Annotated in this window: 28 protein-coding genes; all 28 read right to left on the reverse strand. The window is 45.6% G+C overall.

The window, feature by feature from the left end:
* Positions 1–3 precede the first annotated feature (3 nt).
* Positions 4–618, reverse strand: a complete 615-nt coding sequence (locus tag ACWJJ5_RS06180; protein ID WP_015388236.1) for a MotE family protein — start codon at positions 616–618, stop codon at positions 4–6.
* A gap of 11 nt (positions 619–629) precedes the next feature.
* Positions 630–1,073, reverse strand: a complete 444-nt coding sequence (fliJ, locus tag ACWJJ5_RS06185; protein WP_003154253.1) for a flagellar export protein FliJ — start codon at positions 1,071–1,073, stop codon at positions 630–632.
* Between the two features lie 5 nt (positions 1,074–1,078).
* A complete protein-coding gene (fliI, locus tag ACWJJ5_RS06190) occupies positions 1,079–2,395 on the reverse strand; it encodes a flagellar protein export ATPase FliI (RefSeq protein WP_031379121.1) in 1,317 nt (438 codons plus the stop codon).
* Positions 2,392–3,147 (reverse strand): flagellar assembly protein FliH, encoded by a 756-nt coding sequence (fliH, locus tag ACWJJ5_RS06195; RefSeq protein WP_146276768.1) that lies wholly within the window; start codon positions 3,145–3,147, stop codon positions 2,392–2,394. The genes fliI and fliH overlap by 4 nt, the downstream gene beginning before the upstream one ends.
* Entirely contained in the window at positions 3,140–4,156 is a 1,017-nt protein-coding gene (gene fliG, locus ACWJJ5_RS06200; protein WP_003154256.1) for a flagellar motor switch protein FliG, read from the reverse strand. Before fliG ends, fliH begins: the two co-directional genes overlap by 8 nt.
* Before the next feature lie 12 nt (positions 4,157–4,168).
* Positions 4,169–5,779, reverse strand: coding sequence for a flagellar basal-body MS-ring/collar protein FliF (gene fliF, locus ACWJJ5_RS06205; RefSeq protein WP_003154257.1), 1,611 nt, complete (start codon positions 5,777–5,779; stop codon positions 4,169–4,171).
* 42 nt (positions 5,780–5,821) lie between these two features.
* Positions 5,822–6,142: a flagellar hook-basal body complex protein FliE gene (gene fliE / locus ACWJJ5_RS06210; RefSeq protein WP_007409777.1), complete on the reverse strand. Its 321-nt coding sequence runs from the start codon at positions 6,140–6,142 to the stop codon at positions 5,822–5,824.
* A gap of 10 nt (positions 6,143–6,152) precedes the next feature.
* Positions 6,153–6,605 (reverse strand): flagellar basal body rod protein FlgC, encoded by a 453-nt coding sequence (gene flgC, locus ACWJJ5_RS06215; RefSeq protein ID WP_003154259.1) that lies wholly within the window; start codon positions 6,603–6,605, stop codon positions 6,153–6,155.
* On the reverse strand, positions 6,605–6,994 hold the full coding sequence (flgB, locus tag ACWJJ5_RS06220) for a flagellar basal body rod protein FlgB (protein WP_003154260.1): 390 nt from the start codon (positions 6,992–6,994) through the stop codon (positions 6,605–6,607). Before flgB ends, flgC begins: the two co-directional genes overlap by 1 nt.
* A 353-nt stretch (positions 6,995–7,347) precedes the next feature.
* Complete coding sequence (gene codY, locus ACWJJ5_RS06225) at positions 7,348–8,127, reverse strand: GTP-sensing pleiotropic transcriptional regulator CodY (protein ID WP_003154263.1); 780 nt, start codon at positions 8,125–8,127, stop codon at positions 7,348–7,350.
* A 37-nt stretch (positions 8,128–8,164) separates the two neighbouring features.
* Positions 8,165–9,568, reverse strand: coding sequence for an HslU--HslV peptidase ATPase subunit (gene hslU / locus ACWJJ5_RS06230; protein WP_014305002.1), 1,404 nt, complete (start codon positions 9,566–9,568; stop codon positions 8,165–8,167).
* A 16-nt stretch (positions 9,569–9,584) separates the two neighbouring features.
* The gene (gene hslV / locus ACWJJ5_RS06235; protein ID WP_003154267.1) at positions 9,585–10,130 is read right to left on the reverse strand and encodes an ATP-dependent protease subunit HslV; all 546 of its coding nucleotides are present in this window, start codon (positions 10,128–10,130) and stop codon (positions 9,585–9,587) included.
* A 15-nt stretch (positions 10,131–10,145) separates the two neighbouring features.
* On the reverse strand, positions 10,146–11,063 hold the full coding sequence (gene xerC, locus ACWJJ5_RS06240) for a tyrosine recombinase XerC (protein WP_007409774.1): 918 nt from the start codon (positions 11,061–11,063) through the stop codon (positions 10,146–10,148).
* A gap of 69 nt (positions 11,064–11,132) precedes the next feature.
* Complete coding sequence (gene trmFO, locus ACWJJ5_RS06245) at positions 11,133–12,440, reverse strand: FADH(2)-oxidizing methylenetetrahydrofolate--tRNA-(uracil(54)-C(5))-methyltransferase TrmFO (protein WP_012117550.1); 1,308 nt, start codon at positions 12,438–12,440, stop codon at positions 11,133–11,135.
* Positions 12,441–12,504: 64 nt separating this feature from the next.
* The gene (gene topA, locus ACWJJ5_RS06250; RefSeq protein ID WP_025649465.1) at positions 12,505–14,580 is read right to left on the reverse strand and encodes a type I DNA topoisomerase; all 2,076 of its coding nucleotides are present in this window, start codon (positions 14,578–14,580) and stop codon (positions 12,505–12,507) included.
* 181 nt (positions 14,581–14,761) lie between these two features.
* Positions 14,762–15,661 (reverse strand): DNA-processing protein DprA, encoded by a 900-nt coding sequence (dprA, locus tag ACWJJ5_RS06255; RefSeq protein WP_454022292.1) that lies wholly within the window; start codon positions 15,659–15,661, stop codon positions 14,762–14,764.
* Positions 15,662–15,725: 64 nt separating this feature from the next.
* The gene (gene sucD / locus ACWJJ5_RS06260; RefSeq protein ID WP_003154281.1) at positions 15,726–16,628 is read right to left on the reverse strand and encodes a succinate--CoA ligase subunit alpha; all 903 of its coding nucleotides are present in this window, start codon (positions 16,626–16,628) and stop codon (positions 15,726–15,728) included.
* Between the two features lie 28 nt (positions 16,629–16,656).
* Positions 16,657–17,814 carry an ADP-forming succinate--CoA ligase subunit beta gene (gene sucC / locus ACWJJ5_RS06265; RefSeq protein WP_003154283.1) on the reverse strand — a complete coding sequence of 386 codons (1,158 nt, stop codon included), beginning with the start codon at positions 17,812–17,814 and terminating at the stop codon, positions 16,657–16,659.
* A 174-nt stretch (positions 17,815–17,988) separates the two neighbouring features.
* Positions 17,989–18,270, reverse strand: coding sequence for a FlhB-like flagellar biosynthesis protein (locus tag ACWJJ5_RS06270; protein WP_007409769.1), 282 nt, complete (start codon positions 18,268–18,270; stop codon positions 17,989–17,991).
* The gene (locus ACWJJ5_RS06275; RefSeq protein ID WP_173612747.1) at positions 18,267–19,970 is read right to left on the reverse strand and encodes a glycosyl transferase; all 1,704 of its coding nucleotides are present in this window, start codon (positions 19,968–19,970) and stop codon (positions 18,267–18,269) included. Before ACWJJ5_RS06275 ends, ACWJJ5_RS06270 begins: the two co-directional genes overlap by 4 nt.
* A gap of 16 nt (positions 19,971–19,986) precedes the next feature.
* Positions 19,987–20,754 (reverse strand): ribonuclease HII, encoded by a 768-nt coding sequence (locus ACWJJ5_RS06280; protein WP_007611398.1) that lies wholly within the window; start codon positions 20,752–20,754, stop codon positions 19,987–19,989.
* Positions 20,755–20,826: 72 nt separating this feature from the next.
* A complete protein-coding gene (gene ylqF, locus ACWJJ5_RS06285) occupies positions 20,827–21,675 on the reverse strand; it encodes a ribosome biogenesis GTPase YlqF (RefSeq protein ID WP_007611396.1) in 849 nt (282 codons plus the stop codon).
* Between the two features lie 142 nt (positions 21,676–21,817).
* Positions 21,818–22,165: a 50S ribosomal protein L19 gene (rplS, locus tag ACWJJ5_RS06290; protein WP_003154288.1), complete on the reverse strand. Its 348-nt coding sequence runs from the start codon at positions 22,163–22,165 to the stop codon at positions 21,818–21,820.
* A 140-nt stretch (positions 22,166–22,305) separates the two neighbouring features.
* Entirely contained in the window at positions 22,306–23,037 is a 732-nt protein-coding gene (trmD, locus tag ACWJJ5_RS06295; RefSeq protein ID WP_003154289.1) for a tRNA (guanosine(37)-N1)-methyltransferase TrmD, read from the reverse strand.
* Positions 23,034–23,558, reverse strand: coding sequence for a ribosome maturation factor RimM (rimM, locus tag ACWJJ5_RS06300; protein ID WP_003154290.1), 525 nt, complete (start codon positions 23,556–23,558; stop codon positions 23,034–23,036). Before rimM ends, trmD begins: the two co-directional genes overlap by 4 nt.
* A gap of 4 nt (positions 23,559–23,562) precedes the next feature.
* Complete coding sequence (locus tag ACWJJ5_RS06305; protein ID WP_003154291.1) at positions 23,563–23,949, reverse strand: YlqD family protein; 387 nt, start codon at positions 23,947–23,949, stop codon at positions 23,563–23,565.
* Positions 23,950–24,039: 90 nt separating this feature from the next.
* Positions 24,040–24,285, reverse strand: a complete 246-nt coding sequence (locus ACWJJ5_RS06310; RefSeq protein ID WP_007611392.1) for a KH domain-containing protein — start codon at positions 24,283–24,285, stop codon at positions 24,040–24,042.
* Positions 24,285–24,557 carry a 30S ribosomal protein S16 gene (gene rpsP, locus ACWJJ5_RS06315; RefSeq protein ID WP_003154296.1) on the reverse strand — a complete coding sequence of 91 codons (273 nt, stop codon included), beginning with the start codon at positions 24,555–24,557 and terminating at the stop codon, positions 24,285–24,287. The genes ACWJJ5_RS06310 and rpsP overlap by 1 nt, the downstream gene beginning before the upstream one ends.
* Positions 24,558–24,614: the final 57 nt, after the last annotated feature.

Below are 24,614 nucleotides of genomic sequence, written 5' to 3' on the forward strand. Positions count from 1 at the left end.
ACATCACTCCTTATTTCCGTCAGCGGATAGTTTTTCTGTATATTTAGCCGCTTGTTCAGGAGTCATTTTCGTCAAGATTTCAGCAAGCTGCTTTTTACTTAATCCATTTAAAATATCGAGGGCTTCTTTTTCTTTCAGCTTTACGATAATGCTTGCCGCTTTACCGCTGTCCATACTTTTATAGATGTTGATCATTTTATCTTTTCCGGCTGAATCCGAAGCGTCTTTTTTTGTTTCATCCGTCTTCGTTTTCTGCTGCTGTTCAGCTTCCTGTTTCAGCGAACGGATTTTCTGATTCAGATTATCGATTTCGGACTTGCTTGTGTCTAAATCTTTATTCAAAATGTTAATTTCACTTTTTTGTTCCTTTATGGTCTTTTCAAGAGAAGCCGTTCTGTCTTCCTTCTGCTTTTCCGCCGCGCTTTTCATTTCTTTCGTTTCGGGAACCAATTCTTTTAAAACAGGCGTTTTAGCGGCTGTTTCCTGAATCGGCTTCATCACATCAACGCCGGCAGCCCAAAGGATGATGCTTGCGACGATGATCAGAAAAATCAGCGGGATCATGATAAAAAGCAGGATTGAACCGAACTTTCCAGATCTCTTTTCTTTATCGGCCATTTCATTCGCTCCTAATGCCCCTGAATCATAAACTGCTTGATTGAAATGTCGTCCATTTCCCTCATCTCTGCAGCTTTATCTTCAAGTGCGAACATATTAAATTGTTTTTCCCGCATTTTTTCAAATTTCTTTACTTCAATGTTTTTTTCGGTGAGCTGTTCCTGCTTCTCATTCATTTCATTTCGTTTCATAATGACAAGCTTTTGATAATGGTAGATGGTGTTCTCAAGGTTGGAAACGAATTGCTGATAATGTCTCATTTCCTGAACGCTCATCCCGCATTTCAGCTTTGATTCTTTGTCTTTTTCGAGCAATTCTTTTTTGCTCATATTTTCATATAGTTTTTCAGCCACTGTCTCAAATTCAGAAACCGATTGTCTGTATTCAGTCAATGTTTGGTCTTTTTCATTTTCTTTTAATTCCAGCAGCTTTTGAAATCTGAATTGGTACGCCATGATGTTTATTCCTCATTTCCTGTCAGACTCGTCAATGCCGCAATGCTGTCTTCCAATTGAGCAGGTTCTTCCGTTCCTTGTTTTAAAAATTGAATAAGCTGCGGATAAAACTGAATCGCTTCATCAATTTCTCTTGATGACCCTCTTTTGTAAGCTCCGATATTAATGAGATCTTCAGAGTTTTGATAAGTTGACAGAAGATCGCGGAATTTGTTGGCCGCCTCTATGTGCGCTGTGTCTGAAATATTAGACATGACCCTGCTGATGCTTTTCAGGATGTTCACGGCCGGGAACTGCCCTTTGTTGGCAAGCGCCCGATCGAGAACGATATGCCCGTCTAATATTCCGCGCACCGTATCGGCAATCGGTTCGTTCATGTCATCTCCGTCAACGAGAACCGTATAAAAAGCGGTTATCGTTCCTTGTTCATTTGCGCCCGTTCTTTCCAGCAAACGAGGCAAAATAGCGAACACAGAAGGTGTATATCCCTTTGTTGTCGGCGGTTCTCCCGCTGCCAGGCCGATTTCCCGCTGAGCCATCGCGACCCTCGTGACGGAGTCCATCATGAACATCACATTCCGGCCTTTATCGCGGAAATACTCCGCAATGGCGGTGGCCGTATACGCCGCTTTCAATCGCATTAACGCAGGCTGATCAGAGGTCGCGACTACGACTATCGAGCGTTTCAGGCCTTCTTCGCCTAAATCCTTCTCGATGAATTCACGCACCTCGCGCCCCCGTTCACCGACAAGTGCGATAATGTTTAAATCAGCTTCAGTCTGCTTCGCAATCATTCCCATCAAGGTGCTTTTCCCGACTCCGCTTCCGGCAAAAATCCCGATTCTCTGCCCTTTTCCTACCGTCAGCAGACTGTCAATCGATCTGACGCCGACACCCATCTTTTCCCGTATCGGCGGGCGTTTCATCGGGTTTGGCGGCTGCTGTTCTGTCGAAACGGGGGACAAACCTTTCGGAAGCGCCCGGCCGTCAAGAGGTTCGCCGAACGCGTCGACAACTTGTCCGATTAACCCCGCCCCTACTTTGATACGGAGCGACTCGCCAGTGGCCTCCACAATGCTGCCCGGCGCGATGCTGGCCGCTTCCAGATAAGGCATTAGCAGAATGTTTTCATCCTGGAAGCCTACAACCTCAGCTTTAATCGCTTTTTTTGCATGGCCTTTCGGATAAATGAGACAAACATCTCCGATTGAGCTTTCGGGCCCTTTTGATTCAATCATCAGCCCGATGACCCGTTTAACCTTGCCGTAGCGTTTGTACGGATCCGCTGTTTCAATTGAGTCTATTAAATACTGTGTCTTCATTGCTCCGCTCCCGCCTCAAGCGCCGTTAAAAGTTTTTGCTTTAATTGCATCAGCTGGGTGTCTATGCCTGCATCAACACGTCCGAACGGAGTTTCTATCGAGCACGTTCCCTTCGCGGCTTTTTCATCGGCATATAAGCTTAATCTGCATTCTTTGTATAACAGCTGCTGAATTTCGTCCATATGCTGATGAACCGTCTCATAATATTCAGGGTCCACATAGATGGAGATGTCATCATAATCTTTTACTTCGGCTACTACCTGTTTGACCAGTAGAAGGAAAGCCTCTTTATCGTCACTTTTTTGCCGCCAGACTTTTTTAGCGAGCGCAACGGAAAGCTCAATAATTTCTTCTTCAGCGCTTTCCAGTTTTTCCTCGACTGACTGTCTCGCCATTTCCATAACGGCATTGGCCCGGCTGATGAGATTGGCATATTCAGCTTGAGCATCGGCTTTTCCCAATGCCATGCCTTCTTTATATCCTTCTGCCTTCGCTTCTTCCATCAATCTTTGTTTTTCTTCCGCCCAGCGGTTTTTCTCTTCTTCAATCTGCCGAAGAGTGTGATCCAATTGATTTTTCGCTTCTTCAGACACCCTGTCGGCTTCGGCCTTGGCAAAGGCCATGAGAGCCTCCGGATTTTCAGGTTCCTCCCGGTCTGGCTGGGAATGTGTTTTCCTGACTTCCTGCAAGGATAGCTTGCGCCGTTTTTGTTCAGGAGAAAATGATGATTGCTGTTTAATGATATTAGACAATAATATCGTCTCCTCCGCCTCGCGCGATTACAATTTCTCCGGCTTCTTCCAGCTTGCGGACGACGCCCACGATTCTTGATTGCGCCTCTTCCACATCACGCAAACGCACAGGCCCCATAATTTCCATTTCCTCTTTAAACGTTTCAACCATACGCTGTGACATATTGCTGAAGACGATCTCTTTGACTTCCTCGCTCGCAACCTTCAATGAAAGCAGGAGGTCGTCGTTTTCAACGTCTCTGATCACGCGCTGAATCGCACGGTTATCAAGGGTGACAATATCTTCAAAGACAAACATCCGTTTTTTGATTTCATCCGCCAATTCAGGATCTTGGATTTCTAATGAATCAAGGATCGTTTTTTCCGTTCCTCTGTCTACGCCGTTTAACACTTCAACAACGGCTTCTATGCCGCCGGTCTGCGTATAATCCTGCGTAAAGGAGGAGGACAGCTTTTGTTCAAGGACCCGCTCCACTTCATTTATGATTTCGGGAGACGTTCTGTCCATAACCGCAATCCTTCTTGCCACTTCAGCCTGAACGTCCGGGTTCAGCTCAGACAAAATCTGTCCGGCCTGAACCGGGTCAAGGTAGGATAAAATCAGCGCCATCGTTTGCGGATGTTCCTGCTGAATGAAATTTAAAATCTGTTCGGGCTCCGCTTTTCTCGCAAAATCAAACGGCTTTACCTGCAAAGAAGAGGTGAGCCTGTTTAAAATGCTTACCGCTTTGTCTTCTCCGAGCGCTTTTTCAAGCACTTGGCGGGCGTAATTTAAACCGCCTTGTGAAATATAGTCCTGAGCGATTGCGATATTATGAAATTCTTCAATGATTTCATCTTTTCTTTGATGATCGACGCTTCTGACTCCCGAAATCTCGAGAGTCAATCTTTCAATTTCTTCTTCAGACAAATGCTTGTACACAGAAGCTGATACATCAAGGCCTAAGGAAATCATGAGGATGGCTGCTTTTTGTTTTCCTGTAAGCTTGTTCTGATCACGTTTCGCCATTTTCCATTCCCCCTAATCCTCGTCCAGCCAGCTTCGAAGCAATTTAGCAAAGTCTTCCGGTTTTTCTTTAGCCATTTTTTCAAGCTGTTTTCGTCTGACTGTTTCTTCCGTTTCAATTTTCTCTTCGTTGATATCAGGCAATCGAACCGGCTCCGGCGGTGTTTCATATTCATATTCTTCGTATTCATCCTCTTGTGAGCGTTTCTTTCTGATGAGGAGAATAATAAGCAGAATAATGGCCGCAAGCAGTACGCCGCCTGTAATGTATACCCAGATCGGAAGACCTGAAGATTGTGCCGAATCTGTGTTCAGGCTTGTTTTTCCGTCAAACGGCTGAACGGATACAACGATTTTATTGTTGATATCATTGTCTGTCAGGTTTTGATTTTGCGTTTCGTTTTTATCAAGAGACGTTCTGACGACCGTTCCTAAAATCTTCTGTATATCAGCCTGTCTCTGTGCTGATAAGGAAGCGGCATTTTTCGGATTAGGCGGCTCCACCATGACTTGAATGCCTAAATCACGCACTTTATACGGGCTTTCCGCGATTTCTTTATGAATACGGTTGACTTCATAGTTGATTTTATTGCTGCTTTTTTCGTAGTCCCCGCTGTTTGAACCGCCGTTTGTCTCAGCATAGTTCGCGGTGTCATTGCTTCCCGTTCCGGCCGTGCCGCCGTTGGCTGCGCCGTCGCCTTTATACGTTTCCGCAACTTTTTCGGCGCTTACCGCTATGCCTTCCATGTTATCTTTATCGACAGGTTCGACAGTGTCTTCAGTGCGTTTTTCCTTCGTGAAGTCAATATCCGCCGTTACGGAAACAACGACCTTATCCTGCCCCATCATTGTGCCGAGCAGTGACTGAACATGTTTTTGAATGTCCTTTTCGACCTGCGACTTAATACCTTGCTGAGATGCATAACTGTCAGAAACGGACCCTGCACCGCTGTCACTTTTGTCATAATATGTAGAATTTTGATCCATTATGACGATATTATCTTCTTTTAAGTTCGGAACACTTTTAGAAACGAGATGGTACAGCCCGTTGATCTGGTTTTGATCAAGCGAGTAGCCCGGTTTCATCTGCAAAACGATAGATGCGGACGCTGCCGGCTGATCTTCACCGACGAACACGGCTTCTTTCGGCATATTGATCATGACCTTCGAGCTTTTAATACCGTCCATTTCATTTATCAGGTTTGACAATTCGGTCTGAGTCGCCTCAACCTTTAAAACGTCAAACTCATTATCTGTCAGGCCGAAGCCCGCATTTTGTCCGAAAAACGAATAATCAATTGATCCCGTTTTCGGCAGGCCTTCCGCGGCAAGCTGGACTTTAAGCGAATCCACTTGGCTCTCAGGAACCTTAATGACCGTGCCGCCGTCAGCAAGTTCAGAAGACACCTTTTTCGTATCGAGCTCTTCTTTAATCTTCCCCGCTTCTTCCGCGGACAAATCTTTATAAAGAGGCACCATCTTTTCAGACGAAGTAAAAATAATAACGACGATGAGTAAAATAATGAATGCGGCCAAGCCGCTTACCATGAGTATCTTCTGTGTTTTTGATCTGTTGTTCCAAAACGCTGCCGTTTTGGTTTTCATTTGCATTAGAGTACGATTCATGTTAACCCCCGGTCATTCCAGTCATTCTCTTCAATCTGACCACTACATCTGCATTCTCATGATTTCCTGATAGGCTTCTACGGCTTTATTGCGGAATTCGGTAGCGGCCGTCAGAGAGATATTTGCTTTTTGGGCAGCGATCATGACCTCGTCAAGGTTTACATCCTTTCCTGCAGCCAGTTCGTTCGTTATTTGGTCAGATTTTACTTGTGACTCATTTAACGAATCAATAGAGTTTTTTAAAAGCTCCGAAAAGCTTGTTTGGTTTGAAGAATCAGTTTTTTGAGTTTGGTTTAATTGATTCGTTACGTTTTGAGTGTTTTGGGTTTGTTGAAGCTGAAAAGGAGTAATAGCGTTAACCACTTACATCACCTTACTTTCCGATTTCTAAAGCCTTCAAAAGCATGCCTTTGGAGGCGTTTAATGCAGTTACGTTTGCTTCATATGATCTCGTGCTGCTGACAAGATCCACCATTTCTTTTAATGGGTCTACATTTGGTTTTTGCACATATCCGTCTTTATTCGCATCAGGATTCTCCGGATCATAAACGAGATTAAAAGCGGACGGGTCTTCCGTAACGCCAGATACCTTTACGCCATTTCCAGCGCTTCCTGTTCCGTTCATCTTGGAATGTAAAAGGGACGAAAATGATTCGCCTCCCGATTGGAGAGATACCAGCTTTCTTCTGTAAGGCACCCATTCGCCATTTACCTGCTTCGCTCTCGTTGTATCCATATTGGCCAGGTTGGACGATACGACGTCCATCCGGACACGCTGTGCAGTTAAAGCGGAGCCCGAAATATTTAAGCTTTGAAAGCCACTCATTATTTTCCTCCTGTCAAGACGGTTTTCAGAGAATTGAATTTGCCGCTCATTCTTTCAACCAAAGCCTGATAATTAATTTGGTTTTCGGCTAAATCTGTCATTTCTTTGTCGATATCGACATTGTTTCCGTTTTGCTGGTACGATGTATCACTGCTGGACACGATAGAATAATCGTCCCCTGAACCCGTAAAGTCAACGTGCCGATAGTCGGTTTTTACCGCCTCAAGATTGGATGTTTCCTGATCTAACAAATTTCGGAAAGAGACTTTTTTTGCCTTATAGTTCGGTGTATCTATATTGGCGATGTTATTAGTTAAGACTTTTTGCTTAATGTCCGCTCTCCCCAAGGCATTCTCAAGATTTTGTATAGTTCCAGAAAATAAGTCCAAATCCACTTACCTCCATTTCAGATATTTTTCTCCTAAAAATCCTTGTCGAGAATTGTAAAACCATATGCTTATTGTAAGAAATAACAGGCTTAAAGTCTATGAAGTTAGGCTAAAAAAAAGTGCTCAATTATATCTATTTTGCATGTAGGTATTAAGTCCTAGAGTATTTGGACTACAAGCATTTGTTTAATATAAGACTGAAAATAGCAGAATTTCTGTATCTTCCTCCTTTTTTCACACAGCAAGATGGATTATCTCAGATCAGCTTCCAATAAGCAACTTTAAACTGCAACTTTTCACCTATTGTCCATAAAAAAAGCAGGACCCCCATTTTCAGGGATCCTGCTTTTGTCTTAATGAGATTTAAGGTTTTCCAATTCAATAAGGAATTTGTTGTTCAGAACTTTAATGTACGTCCCCTTCATTCCCAGTGATCTGGATTCAATGACGCCTGCGCTTTCCAGCTTTCTCAGCGCGTTAACGATTACTGAACGCGTAATGCCGACACGGTCCGCAATCTTACTTGCCACAAGCAAGCCTTCGTTTCCGTCAAGCTCTTCAAAGATATGCTCAATCGCTTCAAGTTCACTGTAAGACAGAGAACTGATCGCCATTTGAACAACCGCTTTGCTTCGCGCCTCTTCTTCGATTTCTTCCGCTTTTTCTCTTAAAATCTCCATTCCTACAACAGTTGCCCCGTATTCAGCAAGAATGAGATCATCATCTTCAAATTGATCCTGCAGACGGGACAGAATCAGCGTGCCCAGTCTCTCTCCTCCGCCGATGATCGGCACGATCGTTGTTAAGCCCGCTTGGAACAGGTCTCTGTTTTCCACAGGAAACGCCGTGTATTCGCTGTTGATATCAAGGTTTGAAGACGTCTCCGGAACATTGAACAGATTTCTCGTGTACTCTTCCGGGAACTGGCGGTCTTCAAGCATTTTTTTCATGCGGTCATTTTCAATCTGCTGATTAATAGAGTAGCCCAAAAGCTTTCCTCTGCGGCTGACGACGAAAATATTAGAATCAATGACGTCACGAAGCGTTTCAGCCATTTCTTTAAAGTTTACGGGTTTGCCTGCCGCAGCCTGCAGCATGCTGTTAATAATTCGTGTTTTTTGTAGTAAAGCCATGATAAATAATCCTCCTAGAATTCCTCTTATTAAATTTTCACAATATAAATTGACTTAGATCTTTGTTGTTTGCAATCGTTCCGAGCTTTTCTTCAACGTATTGCGGCGTGATGGCGACTTTTTCCATCGTCACGTCCGGCGCTTCAAACGACAGGTCTTCCAAGAGACGTTCCAATATCGTGTGAAGCCTTCTCGCTCCGATGTTGTCCGTGTCCTGATTCACATGATAAGCCACTTCGGCGATCTTACGAATAGCTTCGTCAGAAAATTCAAGAGATATACCTTCTGTCTGCAATAAAGCCTGATATTGTTTTAACAGCGCGTTATCGGGTTCGACGAGAATCTTCACAAAATCATCCACCGTCAGCTTGCTCAATTCTACACGAATCGGAAAGCGGCCCTGCAGCTCCGGTATCAGATCAGACGGTTTGGCCATATGGAATGCCCCGGCTGCGATAAACAGCACGTGATCTGTTTTGACGGAGCCGTATTTCGTGACGACGGTAGATCCTTCGACAATCGGAAGGATATCTCTTTGAACGCCTTCTCTCGATACATCTGCTGAGGAAGAAGCCCCTCCGTTTTTTGCGATTTTATCTATTTCGTCAATAAAGATAATGCCGCCCTCTTCAGCTCTTAACACGGCCTCTTGGCCGACTTCATCCATATCGATTAATTTGCCTGCCTCTTCATTGGTCAGAACCTTCCTTGCTTCTCTGACCGTCATTTTGCGGCGTTTTTTCTTTTTCGGCATCAGATTGCTCAGCGCATCCTGCATATTCATGCCCATCTGCTCCATCCCGGAGCCTTGCAGCATGTCAAACATCGACGGCTGCTGCTCTTCCACCTCTACGGAGACGTAATGGTCTTCGAGCTCTCCCAATGCGAGCTGATGCGCCATGCGTTTTCTTTTTTCTTCAAGGCTTGCTTCTTCCTGCTGGTCGGCTTCATCATCATTTGCCGTCTGGCTTCCTCCGAAAAGCATTTCAAACGGATTTTTCACACCCGCTTGTTTTTTCTTTCCCGGAACGAGAAGCCGAACTATACGTTTGTTTGCATTTTCTTCAGCCTGTTCTTTCACTTCGCTGATTTTTTCTTCTTTAATGAGCCGCACGGATGTCTCAACAAGGTCTCTGACCATTGATTCGACATCTCTGCCTACATAGCCGACTTCTGTAAATTTTGTCGCTTCAATTTTTATAAATGGCGCACCGGTAAGCTTGGCGATCCGTCTGGCGATCTCTGTTTTCCCCACCCCGGTCGGGCCCATCATCAGGATGTTTTTGGGAACGATCTCGTCTCTCAGTTTTTCATCAAGAAGACTTCTGCGATAGCGGTTTCTTAATGCCACGGCGACAGCTTTTTTCGCATCCTGCTGTCCTACAATGTATTGATCCAACCGATCTACGATTTGTCTCGGTGTTAACGGTTTGTTTTCCATGCGCCTCAAGTCCTTTCTATTCAAGTTCTTCCAAAATGATCTGATCGTTTGTGTACACACAAATCTCGCCTGCGATTTTCAAAGCGGCTTTTGCAATATCTTTGGCGGACAGATTCTCTCCGGCATAGGTTTTCAGCGCTCTTCCTGCTGACAGGGCGTAGTTTCCGCCGGAGCCGATTGCCAAAATGCCGTCATCCGGCTCAATCACTTCACCTGTTCCCGATACGAGAAGCAAGGTATCCTGGTTCATGACAATCAGCATGGCTTCCAGCTTGCGCAGCACTTTATCGCTGCGCCATTCTTTCGCAAGCTCAACCGACGCACGTTTTAAATTGCCGTTGTATTCTTCAAGCTTCGCCTCAAACATTTCAAAAAGTGTGAAAGCGTCTGCAACAGATCCCGCAAATCCGGCCAGAACCTTTCCGTTAAACAGCTTTCTCACTTTTCTCGCAGTATGTTTCATGACTACAGCCTGACCGAATGTGACCTGGCCGTCTCCTGACATAGCGCTTTTCCCGTTATGCTGGACGGCAAAAATCGTTGTCGCATGAAAAGATGACATGAGAAGGGCCTCCTTTTAATTTTCTTTAAAAGCTCTCGGGTGGTGGGACATATATGTGTTTCTCAGCATTTCCTTCGATACATGCGTGTATATCTGCGTAGAAGACAGATTGGAATGGCCCAAAAGCTCCTGGACGCTTCTTAAATCAGCCCCTTCATTCAGCAGATGAGTCGCAAACGTGTGCCGAAGCATATGCGGGTGTATATGTAAAGTGCCGGATGCTTTTTTTACAAGCCCGCTTAAAATATACCGGATTCCTCTGGCGGTCAGCGGGCCGCCTCTTTGATTGACAAACAGCACATCATGAGGCTCTTTTGCTTTTTCAAGCAGGCACTGCCTTCCGCTGTTGATATACAGCTCCAGCGCATCACGGGCATATGAGCCGAACGGGATATAGCGCTGCTTCTTGCCTTTCCCGTGAACGAGCACCGTATCCATGAACAGGTCAAGATCGCCGACAGTGAGCGTACAGCACTCACTGACCCTCATTCCGGTCGCATAAAGAAGCTCAAGCAGGGCCTGATCGCGCATCCCTGACGGCTGACTTCTGTCTGAGACAGCGAATAGTTCCTCAAGTTCTTTTTCATAAAGAAACTTCGGAATCCGTTTCTCTTGTTTCGGCAGATGAACAAGCTGAAACGGATTCTCTTCAACAAGCTTTTCCCTCATTAAAAATTTATAGAAGCTTCTCAAAGCTGAAATTTTCTTGCTGATTGTTTTTCTTGACAGGCCTTTTTCATAAGCCTCTGTCAAAAATATTCTCACATCATGATATGCAGCTTCTTTCATTCCATTTATATTTTGAGCATGCAGAAACATCCCAAATTCTTCAATCGAATTAACATAATTCACAATAGTATATTGTGAATAATTTTTTTCAATTTGTAAATATTCAACGAATAACTTTAAAAAAAAGTTAACATTCTCAGTCATTATGAAGACCTCCCTCTCCGAAGGGCTTTTAAATGGTATCATATAATGCATCGAAGTTGCAATGAAAAGCTATATCGTTTTCGAAATAGTTTGAATAGTCTCAATTGCGCGTTTAGCGTATTCTTCATTTCGTTCTTTTTTGTTTTTAATTTTTACAGGCAATTCTTTTAAGAGGCCGAAGTTTGCATTCATCGGCTGGAAGTTCTTCTGATTTGTCGTCGTAATGTAGTGAGCCATGCTTCCGATCGCCGTCTCCTGCGGGAATGTCACAAGATCCTGACCGAGCACAAGTTTGGCGGCATTGATTCCCGCTACAAGACCTGAAGCGGCAGATTCAACATAACCCTCTACACCGGTCATTTGGCCCGCGAAAAACAGATCGTTCCGCTGTTTAAATTGATATGTCGGGTTCAAAAGGCTCGGCGAGTTGATAAATGTGTTTCTGTGCATGACGCCGTATCTGACGATATCAACATTTTCAAGGCCGGGGATCAGTTTAAGCACTTCTTTTTGGTCTCCCCATTTTAAATGTGTCTGAAAACCTACAATATTATAAAGCGTTCCCGCCGCGTCATCCTGTCTGAGCTGAACGACTGCATAAGGGCGCTTGCCTGTTTTCGGATCTTCCAGTCCGACCGGTTTCATCGGTCCGAACAGCATCGTTTTCTTGCCTCTTTTCGCCATGACTTCAATCGGCATACAGCCTTCAAAGAAGATTTCTTTCTCGAATTCTTTTAAAGGAACCGTCTCAGCCGTCGTCAATGCTTCATAGAAACGGTCAAACTCTTCCTCTGTCATCGGGCAGTTTAAGTATGCCGCTTCTCCCTTGTCATAACGGGATTTTAAGTACACTTTCTCCATATCAAGGCTGTCTTTTTCGACAATCGGCGCCGCCGCGTCATAAAAATACAGATACTCTTCTCCCGTGAGCTCTTTCAGCTGCTGTGAAAGCGATTCTGACGTAAGCGGTCCGGTCGCGATAACCGTCGGGCCTTCCGGAATCTCTGTTACTTCCTCAGTAAGAACCGTTACGTTCGGATGGTTTTTCACGAGATCCGTCACGCTTTGCGCAAATTCATGGCGGTCAACTGCAAGCGCTCCCCCTGCCGGAACCGAGCATTTATCAGCAGATTGAATGATTGCTGAGTCAAGCGCCCGCATTTCTTCTTTTAATACGCCTACCGCATTGGCGAGTGTATTTGAACGGAGGGAGTTGCTGCATACCAGTTCAGCGAATTTATCAGTATGATGGGCTGCCGTCTGCCTGACGGGCCGCATTTCGTATAGTTTTACTTGAATTCCTCGTTTTGCAAGCTGCCATGCCGCTTCACTTCCGGCAAGGCCTGCTCCGATTACATTAACTGTTTGCTGGTTCATTTCTTTTCATCTCCTGTTGTTTGTCCCTTCCACACAAAGAAGGTGAGCAAGGCTCTGCTCACCGCTACTTCTGTGGTTCTTCCTTATAATCGCATTCGACGCATTGGACTTGTATGCCTTTTTTAAGCTTTTTCTCTACGAGCATATTTTCACATTTCGGGCATTTTCGTTCAATCGGTTTGTCCCAAGATACGAAGTCGCATTCAGGATAACGGTCACAGCCGTAAAAGACGCGTTTCTTTTTTGATTTTCGTTCGACAATGTTTCCTTCATGGCACTTCGGACATTTTACGCCGATTTGTTTGACAATCGGTTTTGTATTCCGGCAGTCAGGGAAGTTGGAACACGCCATAAATTTACCGTATCGGCCCATTTTATAAACCATCCGGGAGCCGCATAATTCACAATCTTCATCTGCGTATTCAGGTTCAATTTCCACTTCTTTCATTTCAGCTTCCGCTTTTTTCACTCGTTTTTCGAAATCGGTATAGAAGCTGTCAATGATTTGAACCCATTCTGTCTGGCCATCTTCAACATGGTCAAGGTCTCTTTCCATTTTAGCCGTGAATTCAACGTTGATGATTTCCGGGAAAAACTCCATGATAAGATCCAGCACGATCTGCCCAAGCTCAGTCGGCACAAACCGTTTATTGTCTAATCCCACGTAACCGCGGCGCTGGATGGTGTCAAGAGTCGGCGCATATGTCGAAGGACGGCCGATCCCCAGTTCTTCAAGCGTTTTAACCAGGCGCGCCTCTGTATAACGCGGAGGCGGCTGAGTAAAGTGCTGCTCAGGCTCAATATCTTTTGATAAAACCGTGTCTCCCTCTTTAAGGTCCGGAAGCATGCGGTCTTTTTCTTCCAGCTGATCGTCTTTACCCTCTACATAGACTTTCATGAAGCCGGCGAATTTGACTTTACTTCCGTTTGCCCGGAATGTCAATCCGTTGTTGCTGAGATCGACACTCATCGTATCAAGTACGGCAGGCGCCATCTGGCTTGCAACAAAGCGCTCCCAAATCAGCTTGTATAGTCTGAGCTGGTCTCTTCCAAGCACCGCTTTTAAGTCGGCAGGTTTTCTGAGTACTGAAGTCGGGCGGATCGCTTCGTGGGCATCTTGAGCGTTTTCATTTTTCTTTGCCGGTTTCCGTTTTCCCGCTAAGTACTCTTTTCCGTACGCCTGATCAATAAAAGCTGATGCCTCTTCAACGGCTGTATTGGAAATCCGCGTTGAGTCCGTTCTCATATACGTGATGAGTCCGACTGTCCCTTCTTTGCCGAGATCAATTCCTTCATATAATTGCTGAGCGATCATCATCGTTTTCTTCGCTCTGAAATTCAGCTTCCTGGCAGCCTCCTGCTGCAGAGTGGACGTTGTAAACGGCAGAGCTGGATTTCGTTTGCGCTCTTTTTTCGTCACCTTGTCAACTGTATACTTATTGCCTTTCAGCTGAGCAAGGACGGCTTTTACGTCTTCTTCGCTTTTTAAAGGAAGCTTTTTGCCGTTTTTCCCGAAAAATCCGGCTTCAAACGTCTCTTTTCCCTTTAAAAATGAGCCGGTAATCGTCCAGTACTCTTCAGGTTTAAAGTCATTGATTTCCTTTTCCCGGTCGATGATCAGACGGAGCGCAACGGATTGCACACGGCCCGCACTGAGGCCTTTTTTTACTTTTTTCCAAAGAATCGGGCTGATTTTGTATCCGACGAGTCTGTCTAGTATGCGGCGCGCCTGCTGCGCATCGACAAGATCCATATTAATCATGCGCGGATGTTTAAATGATTCTTTAATGGCGTCTTTCGTTATTTCATTAAAGACGACCCGGCAGTCCGAGCTGAGATCCAGATCAAGGCTGTGTGCGAGATGCCATGCAATCGCTTCCCCTTCTCTGTCGGGGTCGGCCGCGAGATAGACTTTTTTTGCTTTCTTTGCCGCTGTTTTTAATTCTTTTAAAACAGGGCCTTTTCCGCGGATCGTAATATATTTCGGTTCAAAGTTCTGTTCGATGTCAACTCCCATTTGACTTTTCGGAAGATCCCGGACATGTCCCATTGAAGCTTTGACTTTATATTTCTTCCCTAAATAACGTTCAATCGTTTTCGCCTTTGCCGGCGATTCCACGATGACTAGATAATCAGACATTTTCATCCCCCTCAAGAGGTGTTCTCTCTCTTTTCAAGTATCAATTCATTTTAGAGCTGCCTTTTTATGGCTTTCAACATTTCATTCTTTATGATGAACGTCATTTTATACATGAAAATAATATGCAACTTTAAATCCTCACTATTATTAAATATTACAATACCGTTTGTCAAACGATATTTCAAAAGGGTTCCGTATACTGAACGCATCGGGCGGTCAGCTCTCCGTCAATATCCTCTGCGCATAATACAGCTTTCGCCCCTTCTTGAATGAGTTTTATAGGTCCTCCGGAATATGGATTAAATATGGAACCTGGAACGGCAAATACCTCTCTGCCTTGATCGAGGGCCTGGTAAGCTGTGATTAATGAACCGCTTTTTTCTTTTCCCTGTACGACCACAATTCCTTCACTTAGTCCGCTGATTATGCGGTTTCTCATCGGAAAATGCCATTTTTTCGGCTTTGTTTCAGGAGGATGTTCTGAGAGTAGGAGATGGTGTTCAGCCATGTATTCTGCTAACAGGAGATTTTCCCGGGGATAGATGTGATGGAATCCGCCGGCTATCACGCCGATCGTAAGCCCTTTTGCCCTGATGCTCGCCTTATGAGACAATCCGTCTATACCGGATGCAAGCCCGCTTACAATGACCCAGCCTTTTTTTGAGAGTTCGGCGGAAAGATGCCCAGCCGCTTTTATTCCGTCTTCCGTCGGTTTCCGCGTTCCTACAATCCCGATTTTTCTGCCTTTTTCAAGAAGCGGCGTGTTCCCTTTTGCATACAAGACAGCCGGCGGATCATAAATCGCTTTAAGCCATGTTGGATAGCGGGTTGATGAAATCGGAATGACAGTAATGCCTTCGCGGCGGTAATCGGACAGAACTTCATCAAGTTCCGGATCCTTGCGTTCTATTTCCCGAAAAATTGCTTCGGGCACTGTTTTCCCTTCTGATAAAGCAGTTAATGGATGCGGATCCGGTAAAAAAGACAGAGAGTGATCAGCTTTCCACCATTTTAATAGAAGAGACGGGGAAATAATTTGATTAATACTGCAGACCATTAAACAGCGCGATGCTTGATCCAAATCTGGCAACCTCCTCTTTTTTCAGCAAAAACAGGAACAGCCGTTACGGCTGCCCCTGCTTCGATCAGTGCGTTTTGCACGTTTCAAATAAGCCTTTTTCTTTTAACACCTTAATCAGCGTTTCACCCATTACAGAAGGGGTTTCCGCGACTTCAATTCCGCAGGCGTTCATCGTTTTGACTTTTTCTTCTGCCGTGCCTTTTCCTCCGGAGATGATGGCGCCCGCATGGCCCATGCGTTTTCCCGGAGGCGCGGTTTTACCGCCGATAAAGCCGACAACAGGCTTCGTCATGTTCGCTTTCACCCACTCAGCCGCTTCTTCTTCAGCTGTGCCGCCGATTTCTCCGATCATGATGACGGCATGTGTTTCAGGATCTTCATTGAACGCTTTTAACACGTCAATAAAGTTCGTGCCGTTGACCGGATCGCCGCCGATCCCTACAGCGGTAGATTGGCCTACGCCGGCTTCTGAAAGCTGATGGACGGCCTCGTATGTCAATGTTCCTGAACGGGATACAACGCCTACATGACCCTTTTTATGAATGTATCCCGGCATAATGCCGATCTTGCATTCTTCAGGTGTAATAACACCCGGGCAGTTCGGCCCTATTAATCTCGTTTTCTTGCCTTCCATAAAGCGCTTCACTTTCACCATGTCCAAAACCGGAATGTGCTCAGTGATACAAATGACAAGATCTATTTCTGCGTCAACCGCTTCCATAATTGCGTCCGCCGCAAACGGAGCCGGCACGTAAATGACTGACGCATCAGCGCCCGTTGTATGAACCGCTTCTGCGACCGTATTGAATACCGGTACGCCTTCCGCTTCCGTTCCGCCTTTTCCAGGTGTTACACCGCCAACGATATTCGTGCCGTATTCCAGCATCTGCTTTGTATGAAATAAAGCGGTAGAACCTGTAATCCCCTGTACAATAACTCTTGTATCTTTATTGATAAAAACACTCATTATCTGGTCCCCTGCCTTTCATTCTTTCCTAAACTAAGGATACGATTTTCTGTGCGCCGTCTGCCATTGATTCCGCAGATGTGATGTTTAAGCCTGATTCATTCAGGATTTTCTTTCCTAAATCTACGTTTGTCCCTTCAAGGCGCACGACCAGCGGCAATGTCAATCCGACTTGTCTCGTCGCTTCAACAACGCCCTCGGCGATGACATCACACTTCATGATGCCTCCGAAAATATTAACGAAAATTCCTTTTACGTTTTGATCGGAAAGAATGATTTTAAAAGCTTCCGTCACTTTTTCTGCGGTTGCGCCGCCCCCGACATCAAGGAAGTTTGCAGGTTCTCCGCCGTAGTGTTTAATGATATCCATTGTAGACATTGCAAGACCCGCGCCGTTTACCATACAGCCGATATTTCCATCAAGGGAAATGTAGCTTAAATCGTATTTTGACGCTTCGATTTCTTTCGGATCTTCTTCATCTAAATCTCTGTATTCCATAATGTCTTTTTGTCTGTATAACGCATTGCTGTCGAAGTTCAGCTTAGCATCCAGCGCCATGACGTTTCCGTCCCCCGTAACGACGAGAGGGTTGATCTCGGCGATGGAGCAGTCCTTCTCAACAAATGCTTTATATAAACCGAGCATAAATTTAGCGGCTTTGCCGACAAGCTCTTTCGGGATGTTAATTGCGAATGCAATTTCCCTTGCCTGATAGCCCTGAAGGCCGACAGCCGGATCAATTACCGCTTTTTTAATTTTTTCAGGTGTTTTTTCCGCTACTTCTTCAATCTCCGTTCCGCCTTCTTCAGACGCCATTAAAACGATTCTTGAAGTAGCGCGGTCAAGTACAAGCCCGACATAGTATTCCTTTTTAATATCGCAGCCTTCTTCAATAAGTAAGCGTTTTATTACTTGTCCGTCCGGACCCGTTTGATGTGTGACGAGCGTCTTGCCTAACAGTTCTTCGGCATACTCTTTCACTTCATCTTTTGTTTTTGCAATCTTTACCCCACCAGCTTTGCCGCGGCCGCCAGCATGGATTTGCGCCTTTACGACATAAACCGAGCTTGACAGGCTCTCTGCTTTTTCAACTGCTTCCTCTGCTGTAAAAGCCACTTTACCTTCAGGAACAGACACCCCGTATTTTCTGAGGACTTCTTTTCCCTGGTACTCATGGATATTCATTTCCCATCCTCCTAACTTATGTAGCAAAACTAAAAATAGACTGCGCTTTCATTCTATATAATACTGGAAGAATTGTCTAGGGTTCAAAACAAAATCTTTATATCCTTCCAAACATTCTAACTTTTATTTTATTGAAAATATAAATTTAAATGGAGTCCGGGAAATGAATGGTCCTTATTTTTCGTTTTTCAGGGTTTCGTCCAGTCTGTAAACAAATGAAAAAATTTCGGCAACGGTTTCATAGAGCGCCTCCGGTATCTGATCGTCAACCGTCAAATGGCGCATTAATTCGACAAGGGTTCTGTCTTCCTGAATGGGGACCCCAGCCTTCTCAGCTTCTTTTATAATATTTTCCGCCACATGCCCCCTGCCTGTTGCGACAACCTTCGGGGCTTGGTCTTTCTGCCGGTCGTAATGCAGGGCGACAGCTCTTCTTAACGGCGTTTGCTCTTTCATATTTTCACATCCACTTTTCTTCCGCCGTCTTTTTCTATAAACTCTTCCACAAGAGCGCTCTGGTCTTTCGGGCGCCGTTTTTTAGACGTGACGCCTGACAGGCTGAAGCCCGTTTCTTTTACGGCTTCTTTTAAAGCCGGTACGAGAGGGTCGATGGCCGCCTGAAGCTCAAAATCAGTCTCAACCGTAATGGTCATTACATTTTGCTGAATCATGCAATCCACAACGGTTTCTTGCAGTGTTTCAAGATGCAGCAAAAACAGGAGCCTGCAATGTGACGGATCGAGTTTTCCGTCCGGCTTCTTCCGTCCTTTAAAGAGAACTGTGATATCATTCTCATACGCGGACGCTCCCAGCGGAAATGACAGCACCATCTGCGTAAAAGAAGGGTTATGCTGCTCAATAAACAGCTGGCCGTTTAATTTATGAATAAGCGGTTCCGCCTCTTGTTTAACGGATTGGGGCGCTTCTTGAAGCGTCCGGACGGCTTGGAGGGCCGTTTTCAGCGCTTGTTTCTCCGGCTGCAGAGATACGCCTTTTTCAAGCGCTGTAATGAATGATAATTCATCACGCGTGCCCAATCCTTTTTTGATTTTTTGCAAAAGGCTTAATACATCATGTTTTTCCGCATATTTCAATTCGGTGAGCTGAACGGCTTTTTCGAAAACAGCCGCCTCCTGTTCTGTCAGATGTGCGTTTTGAAGAACAGGTGCTGTTTTAAATGTTTTTTCTTGAGAAATGAAAGCCTTAATGATCTCCGCCGTTACTTTTACGGGGCGGTTTTCAGTTTTTTCTGCCGATGTCATTAATTTCTCTATAATCTGTTTTGCCGTTTTTTCAGGAAGTTCCGGATCTGTCCGCGCACTCGGAGGAGAAGGTTGGCTTGAGACTGCCTTTCCGTTTTCACGAGTCTCCCGGACAAATGGTGATTGTTTTGATTCCGTCCGTTCTCCTTCATCCATCAGCCCGGTTTCTGAGATCGGCATGCGTGCAGCCCCGGCAAGCTTCTTCAAGAGACGTTCTGCATGAAGATCCGTTTCCGCGTTTAACACGTCAGAAACCGCCTCTTTGAGCACAGACAGCTCTTTTGCCGATTGCGGAGCCTGATTGATTGCCTGAAGCAGTCCTGAGAGGAGGCGACGGGTCGGAACCGGATATTTAACGGCATGAATGGCTGACAAGACTTCCGGATGTGCGGGCAGTTCCCGTTTCAGCGCAAATACGATTGTTTCCGCCGCTTTTTTCAATTCGGAGGCCGGAAGCGATTCAGCCCAGCGGATGCAGGCTTTGAGGCTGTTTTCCGTCATCGGCAGCTTCTGCTGCATAAACGTTTCGGCAATCTGCAGAGACACAGGGCCCGGTTTGACGGAAAGTGCGTTTAACAGTCTACCCGCCGCTTCCTGAACGGTTTTCGGGCTTCCTTCGAATTGGTCGATGACATGAAGCCGGCCCGTTTTTTCCGCCGGCTGTCTGTCATAAGAAAACCAGTAATACGCCTGCGGTCGGAGGGCGGTTTCAAGCTTTCCCTGCATCGTCCGGCCGCCGATCTGGATAAGAGCGCTTTGATCGTCCAGCAAACGGAGAACCTTCCCTAACAGCAGCCTTTGAGCGCCGCTGTCTTTACCGCCGTCCTGCCGGTCCGGAGGGATTTCCGCCGTCAGCTGTCTGAAAGCCGCTTGGATTTCGCCGCTAATGTTCATGTCTTAAGCCTCTTTTCTAACAATAAGATTGAACGGGAGCGAACGTTTTTCGGTGAATAGTTGTCGGTCCGTATGCCTGAAGAGCTTCAAGATGTTCTTTCGTTCCGTAGCCTTTATTTTTTTCAAAGCCGTACATGGGGTAGGTTTTGGCGTACTCAGCCATGAGACGGTCCCGCGTTACTTTTGCTATGCAGGCTCCGGCGGCAATTGACACGCTTTTGGCATCCCCTTTTATAACTGATGACTGCGGAATGTCAAGCGGAAGGGTCATGGCATCAACAAGCAGATAATCAGGTGTTTCCGTTAAAGCATTGACGGCTTTTACCATCGCCAGTCTCGCGGCCTCATAAATGTTGATCCGGTCAATAACGTCCGCATGGACAATGCCGACTCCTACAGCCGCCGCTTCTTCCGTGATCCGGCTGTAATACTCCTCGAGCTTCTTTTCCGACAATTTCTTCGAGTCCGTGAGACCGAGAATCTCGCATTCTGCCGGCAAAATGACGGCGCCGGCGACAACCGGTCCGGCAAGCGGCCCTCTTCCGGCTTCGTCAACACCCGCAATCAGGCGGAAGCCCTTTTTGGATGACAGTCTTTCGTATGCCGTCATGTTCAGCCATTGCTCTTTAAGAGCTTTTTCCTTCGCGTGCTTTTTCAGCCATTGCTCTAAAAGCGTCTGTACGCTTTTTCTCGGGTCTTTCTCACATTGGGCAAGGAAGGGGTCGCTTTCGTCCCTGACCTCTTGCAGGCGTTCTTTTACGCTTTTTACGGTTAATGTATTCACGTTCTCTTCTCCCTTACATTATGTATATCGGTATTCTGCGGAAAAAATAAAGACCCGCATCGCTGCGCGTCTTTATTCTGATGGTGTTTCAAATGAAAGCCTGCCGAATTTTTCCGTACGGATGTCCCGAATAATGACTTCCGTTGTTTTATCATAGTCAACCATTCCGCCGCCCATCAAACAGCCGCGTTTTTCACCGATCGCGTCGAAAAGAGCGGCGATATCCTCAGGGATTTCCTGAAGTCCGTAGCGCTCCTTCAAGCGGTCGGGATAATGCTCTTCCAGAAAGCGCAGCCCGAAAACAGCCACATCCTGCAGGTTGATAATCGTATCTTTAATCGCCCCGGTGATCGCCAGGCGCAAGCCGACAAGCTCATCTTCAAATTTAGGCCATAAAATTCCCGGTGTATCGAGCAGCTCTAATTCCTTGCCTACCTTTACCCACTGCTGTGAAGTGGTAATGCCGGGCCTGTCTCCCGTCTTGGCAATGTTTTTTTTGGCCAGCCGGTTAATGAGCGTAGACTTGCCGACATTCGGAATGCCGATGATTAATGCGCGGATTGCTCTCGGCCTAATGCCTTTTGCTTTCATTTTATCGAACTTATCCTTCAACAGCTCTTTCGAGGACGGCACGATTTGATGCAGTCCCTGCCCGTTAACGGAGTTTATTGAAAGAGAGGGAATGCCCTGTTCCTGAAAGTGGTCCTTCCACTGGGCAGTCACAGCCGCATCCGCCTTATCGGCTTTATTTAAAAGCATAATGCGCGGCTTATTTTTTAAAATCTCCTCAATCATCGGATTTCTCGATGACATCGGGATTCTCGCATCCACCAATTCGTATACGATATCAATTAATTTCAGTTTTTCTGTTACTTCCCGTCTCGCTTTAGCCATATGGCCCGGGAACCATTGAATGGTCATGTGACTTCGACACCTGCCTTATTTACCGGAACCGGATGTTCCGATGATCTCTTATGTATTTTACGTTGCTTGTTCCGCTTTTACAAATTTCATATAAAAAAAGAGCCTGTTACGGGTAACAAGCTCTTTTCGTTCGTTATCATTATCGTCTGATTTCTTTAATACGAGCCGCTTTTCCGCGAAGTTCACGCAGGTAGTAAAGCTTAGCGCGACGTACTTTACCGTAACGTACAACTTCGATTTTCGCGATTTTTGGTGTGTGTACAGGGAATGTACGTTCAACGCCAACACCGTAAGAAATCTTACGAACTGTGAACGTTTCGCTGATTCCACCACCACGACGCTTGATCACAACACCTTCGAAGATCTGGATACGCTCACGGTTACCCTCAACAACTTTTACGTGTACACGTAAAGTGTCACCAGGACGGAACGCAGGAAGATCAGTGCGAAGCTGTTCTTTTGTGATATCTTGAATTAGTTTTTGCATCGTTTTCAACTCCTTCCAACAGATGCTCTTGGCCACAACTGCAAGGCACAGCGGAACATCGTTTTCAAGCTTCTGAAGGATAAGCCTCCTTAAGCCACAAGTAGTATCTTATCATATCTTCATCACCTGCGCAATAGAATCTATTCGTTTTCCCACTCGGAAATCCATTTTCTTTGCTCATCAGTGAGAGGATAGTTTTCAAGAAGATCCGGACGTCTTAAAAAGGTTCTTCTGATTGATTCTTTATTGCGCCATTCTTGTATTTTGGCATGGTTGCCGGACAGAAGGGTCTCAGGCACTTTTAAGCCTTTATAATCTGCTGGCCTCGTATAGTGCGGATGCTCTAAAAGCCCCGTGCTGAAGGAATCCTCCACGTGGGATGCTTCTTTTCCGAGGACGCCCGGCAAAAGCCTGACAACGCTGTCGGCAATCATCATGGCAGGGAGCTCTCCCCCGGTCAGCACAAAATCCCCGATGGAGATTTCATCAGTGACAAGATGTTCCCGGATCCGTTCATCATACCCTTCATAATGTCCGCAAATAAACATGAGATGTTCCTCTTCCGCCAGCTCCTCGGCTTTCTTCTGCGTATAACGCTCACCTTGCGGGCAGACGAGAATAATGCGCGGCTTGGCGTCCGTACCGGCTGTCAGCTTTTCAACCGCATCAAATACGGGCTGCGGCTTTAACACCATCCCGGCTCCCCCGCCGTACGGGTAATCATCAACCGTTTGGTGTTTATTATCCGAAAAAGCCCGGAAATTGATGACGTCAAAACGGACAGCCTCTTTTTCCTGTGCTTTTTGCAGAATGGATGAGCCGAGCACCCCTTGAAACATTTCGGGAAACAGTGTTAAAAAGTCGATTTTCATTCGTCTATTAACCCTTCCATTACATGAATCTTAATTTTCTTCTCATTTATATTAATATCCTTTACCACAGAAGCAATATACGGAATGAGCGCATCTTTTTTGCCTTTTCTTGCAACCACCCATACGTCATTAGCCCCGGGCGTCAAGATTTCCTTCACTGTGCCGATCAGTTCCCCGTCTTCTGACACAACCTCGCAGCCGATGATTTCATGAAAATAAAATTCATCTTCTTCAAGCTCTCCCAAGTCTTCTTCAGGGACTTTGATCACCATGTTTCTTAAGTGTTCGACTTCATTGAGACTCGGCATTTCTTTGAATTGCAGCAGGTGAAACTGCTTGTGAAGCCTGTGGGCGCTGACCGTTACTTTGATTGGCTCCGCAGCCCCTTCCGCAAACAAATAGAGCGTATTGCCGGGCTTGTACCGTTCTTCGGCAAAGTCCGTTTTAGAAATGACCCGCACTTCGCCTTTAATGCCGTGGGTATTTACAATTTTGCCTACATTAAACCATCTGTTTGTCATATTATCACCTCGGGCGGATTTCAATTACTACCCCGTCTTTTATGACGATGGTATTTGCCGCTGTTTTTTCATGCCAGTTATCACCGACATTGATTGAAAGCAGCGCATCGATCTCCTTTTCCTTCACTTCGCTTCCAAGCGGGAGCGACTCTGTCTGGCTTATTTGGAAATCGATCATTTTGATTTTGTCTTGTCTTTTTTCAATGGCTTTTTTAAAAGATTCCGCTACATCGGGATTCTGCTGATCTTTTTCATGTTTTCTAAGCTGAAAATAGAGCTGGCTGCATTCTCGTTCAAGCGTTTGCTTTTTTTCTGCAAAAGAGGCCAAAAGCTTTTCCTTGCTTTGCTCGGTCAGAACCTGCATAACGGTTACCCTGTGAATAATCTGCATAGGACCAGACTCCCCACTCTTCCAACATATTTCTGTTCATTTGCCTTTTTTACGTGTAAAAAAAGGGGAGGTGCCGGCCCTCTCCCTTTTTCAGTCAAATATTTCAAATTGAACTTTCTTAGAAGACTGTGCGCCAGCTGCAAAAACGACGGTTCGAATCGCTCTTGCAGTCCGGCCTTGCTTTCCGATAATCTTACCGGTATCTGACTTATTGACAGATAAGCGCAGCGCAATCTTTTGATCAGTCTCTTCCTTTGTGACCGTTATGTCTTCCGGATGGTCGACAAGCGGAGCCACAATGCTGACAATCAAATCTTCCAAGTTCTGATCAGTCATTACTTGCCTTGTTTAGCGTTGTGGAATTTTTCCATAATTCCTTGGCTTGAGAACAAGTTGCGGACTGTATCAGAAGGTTTAGCTCCTGTTTGAAGCCATTTAAGAGCAAGCTCTTCGTTGATTTTCACTTCAGCCGGCTTTGCAACCGGGTTATATGTGCCGACTGTTTCGATGAAACGGCCGTCACGCGGTGAACGAGAATCTGCTACAACAATACGATAGAAAGGAGATTTTTTTGCTCCCATACGTTTTAAACGAATTTTTACTGCCATTTTACTAGCACCTCCGAAAATATTTCAACAAGATAGTATATTAACAATGATAAAAGT

The organism is Bacillus sp. JK74, assembly GCF_053663395.1.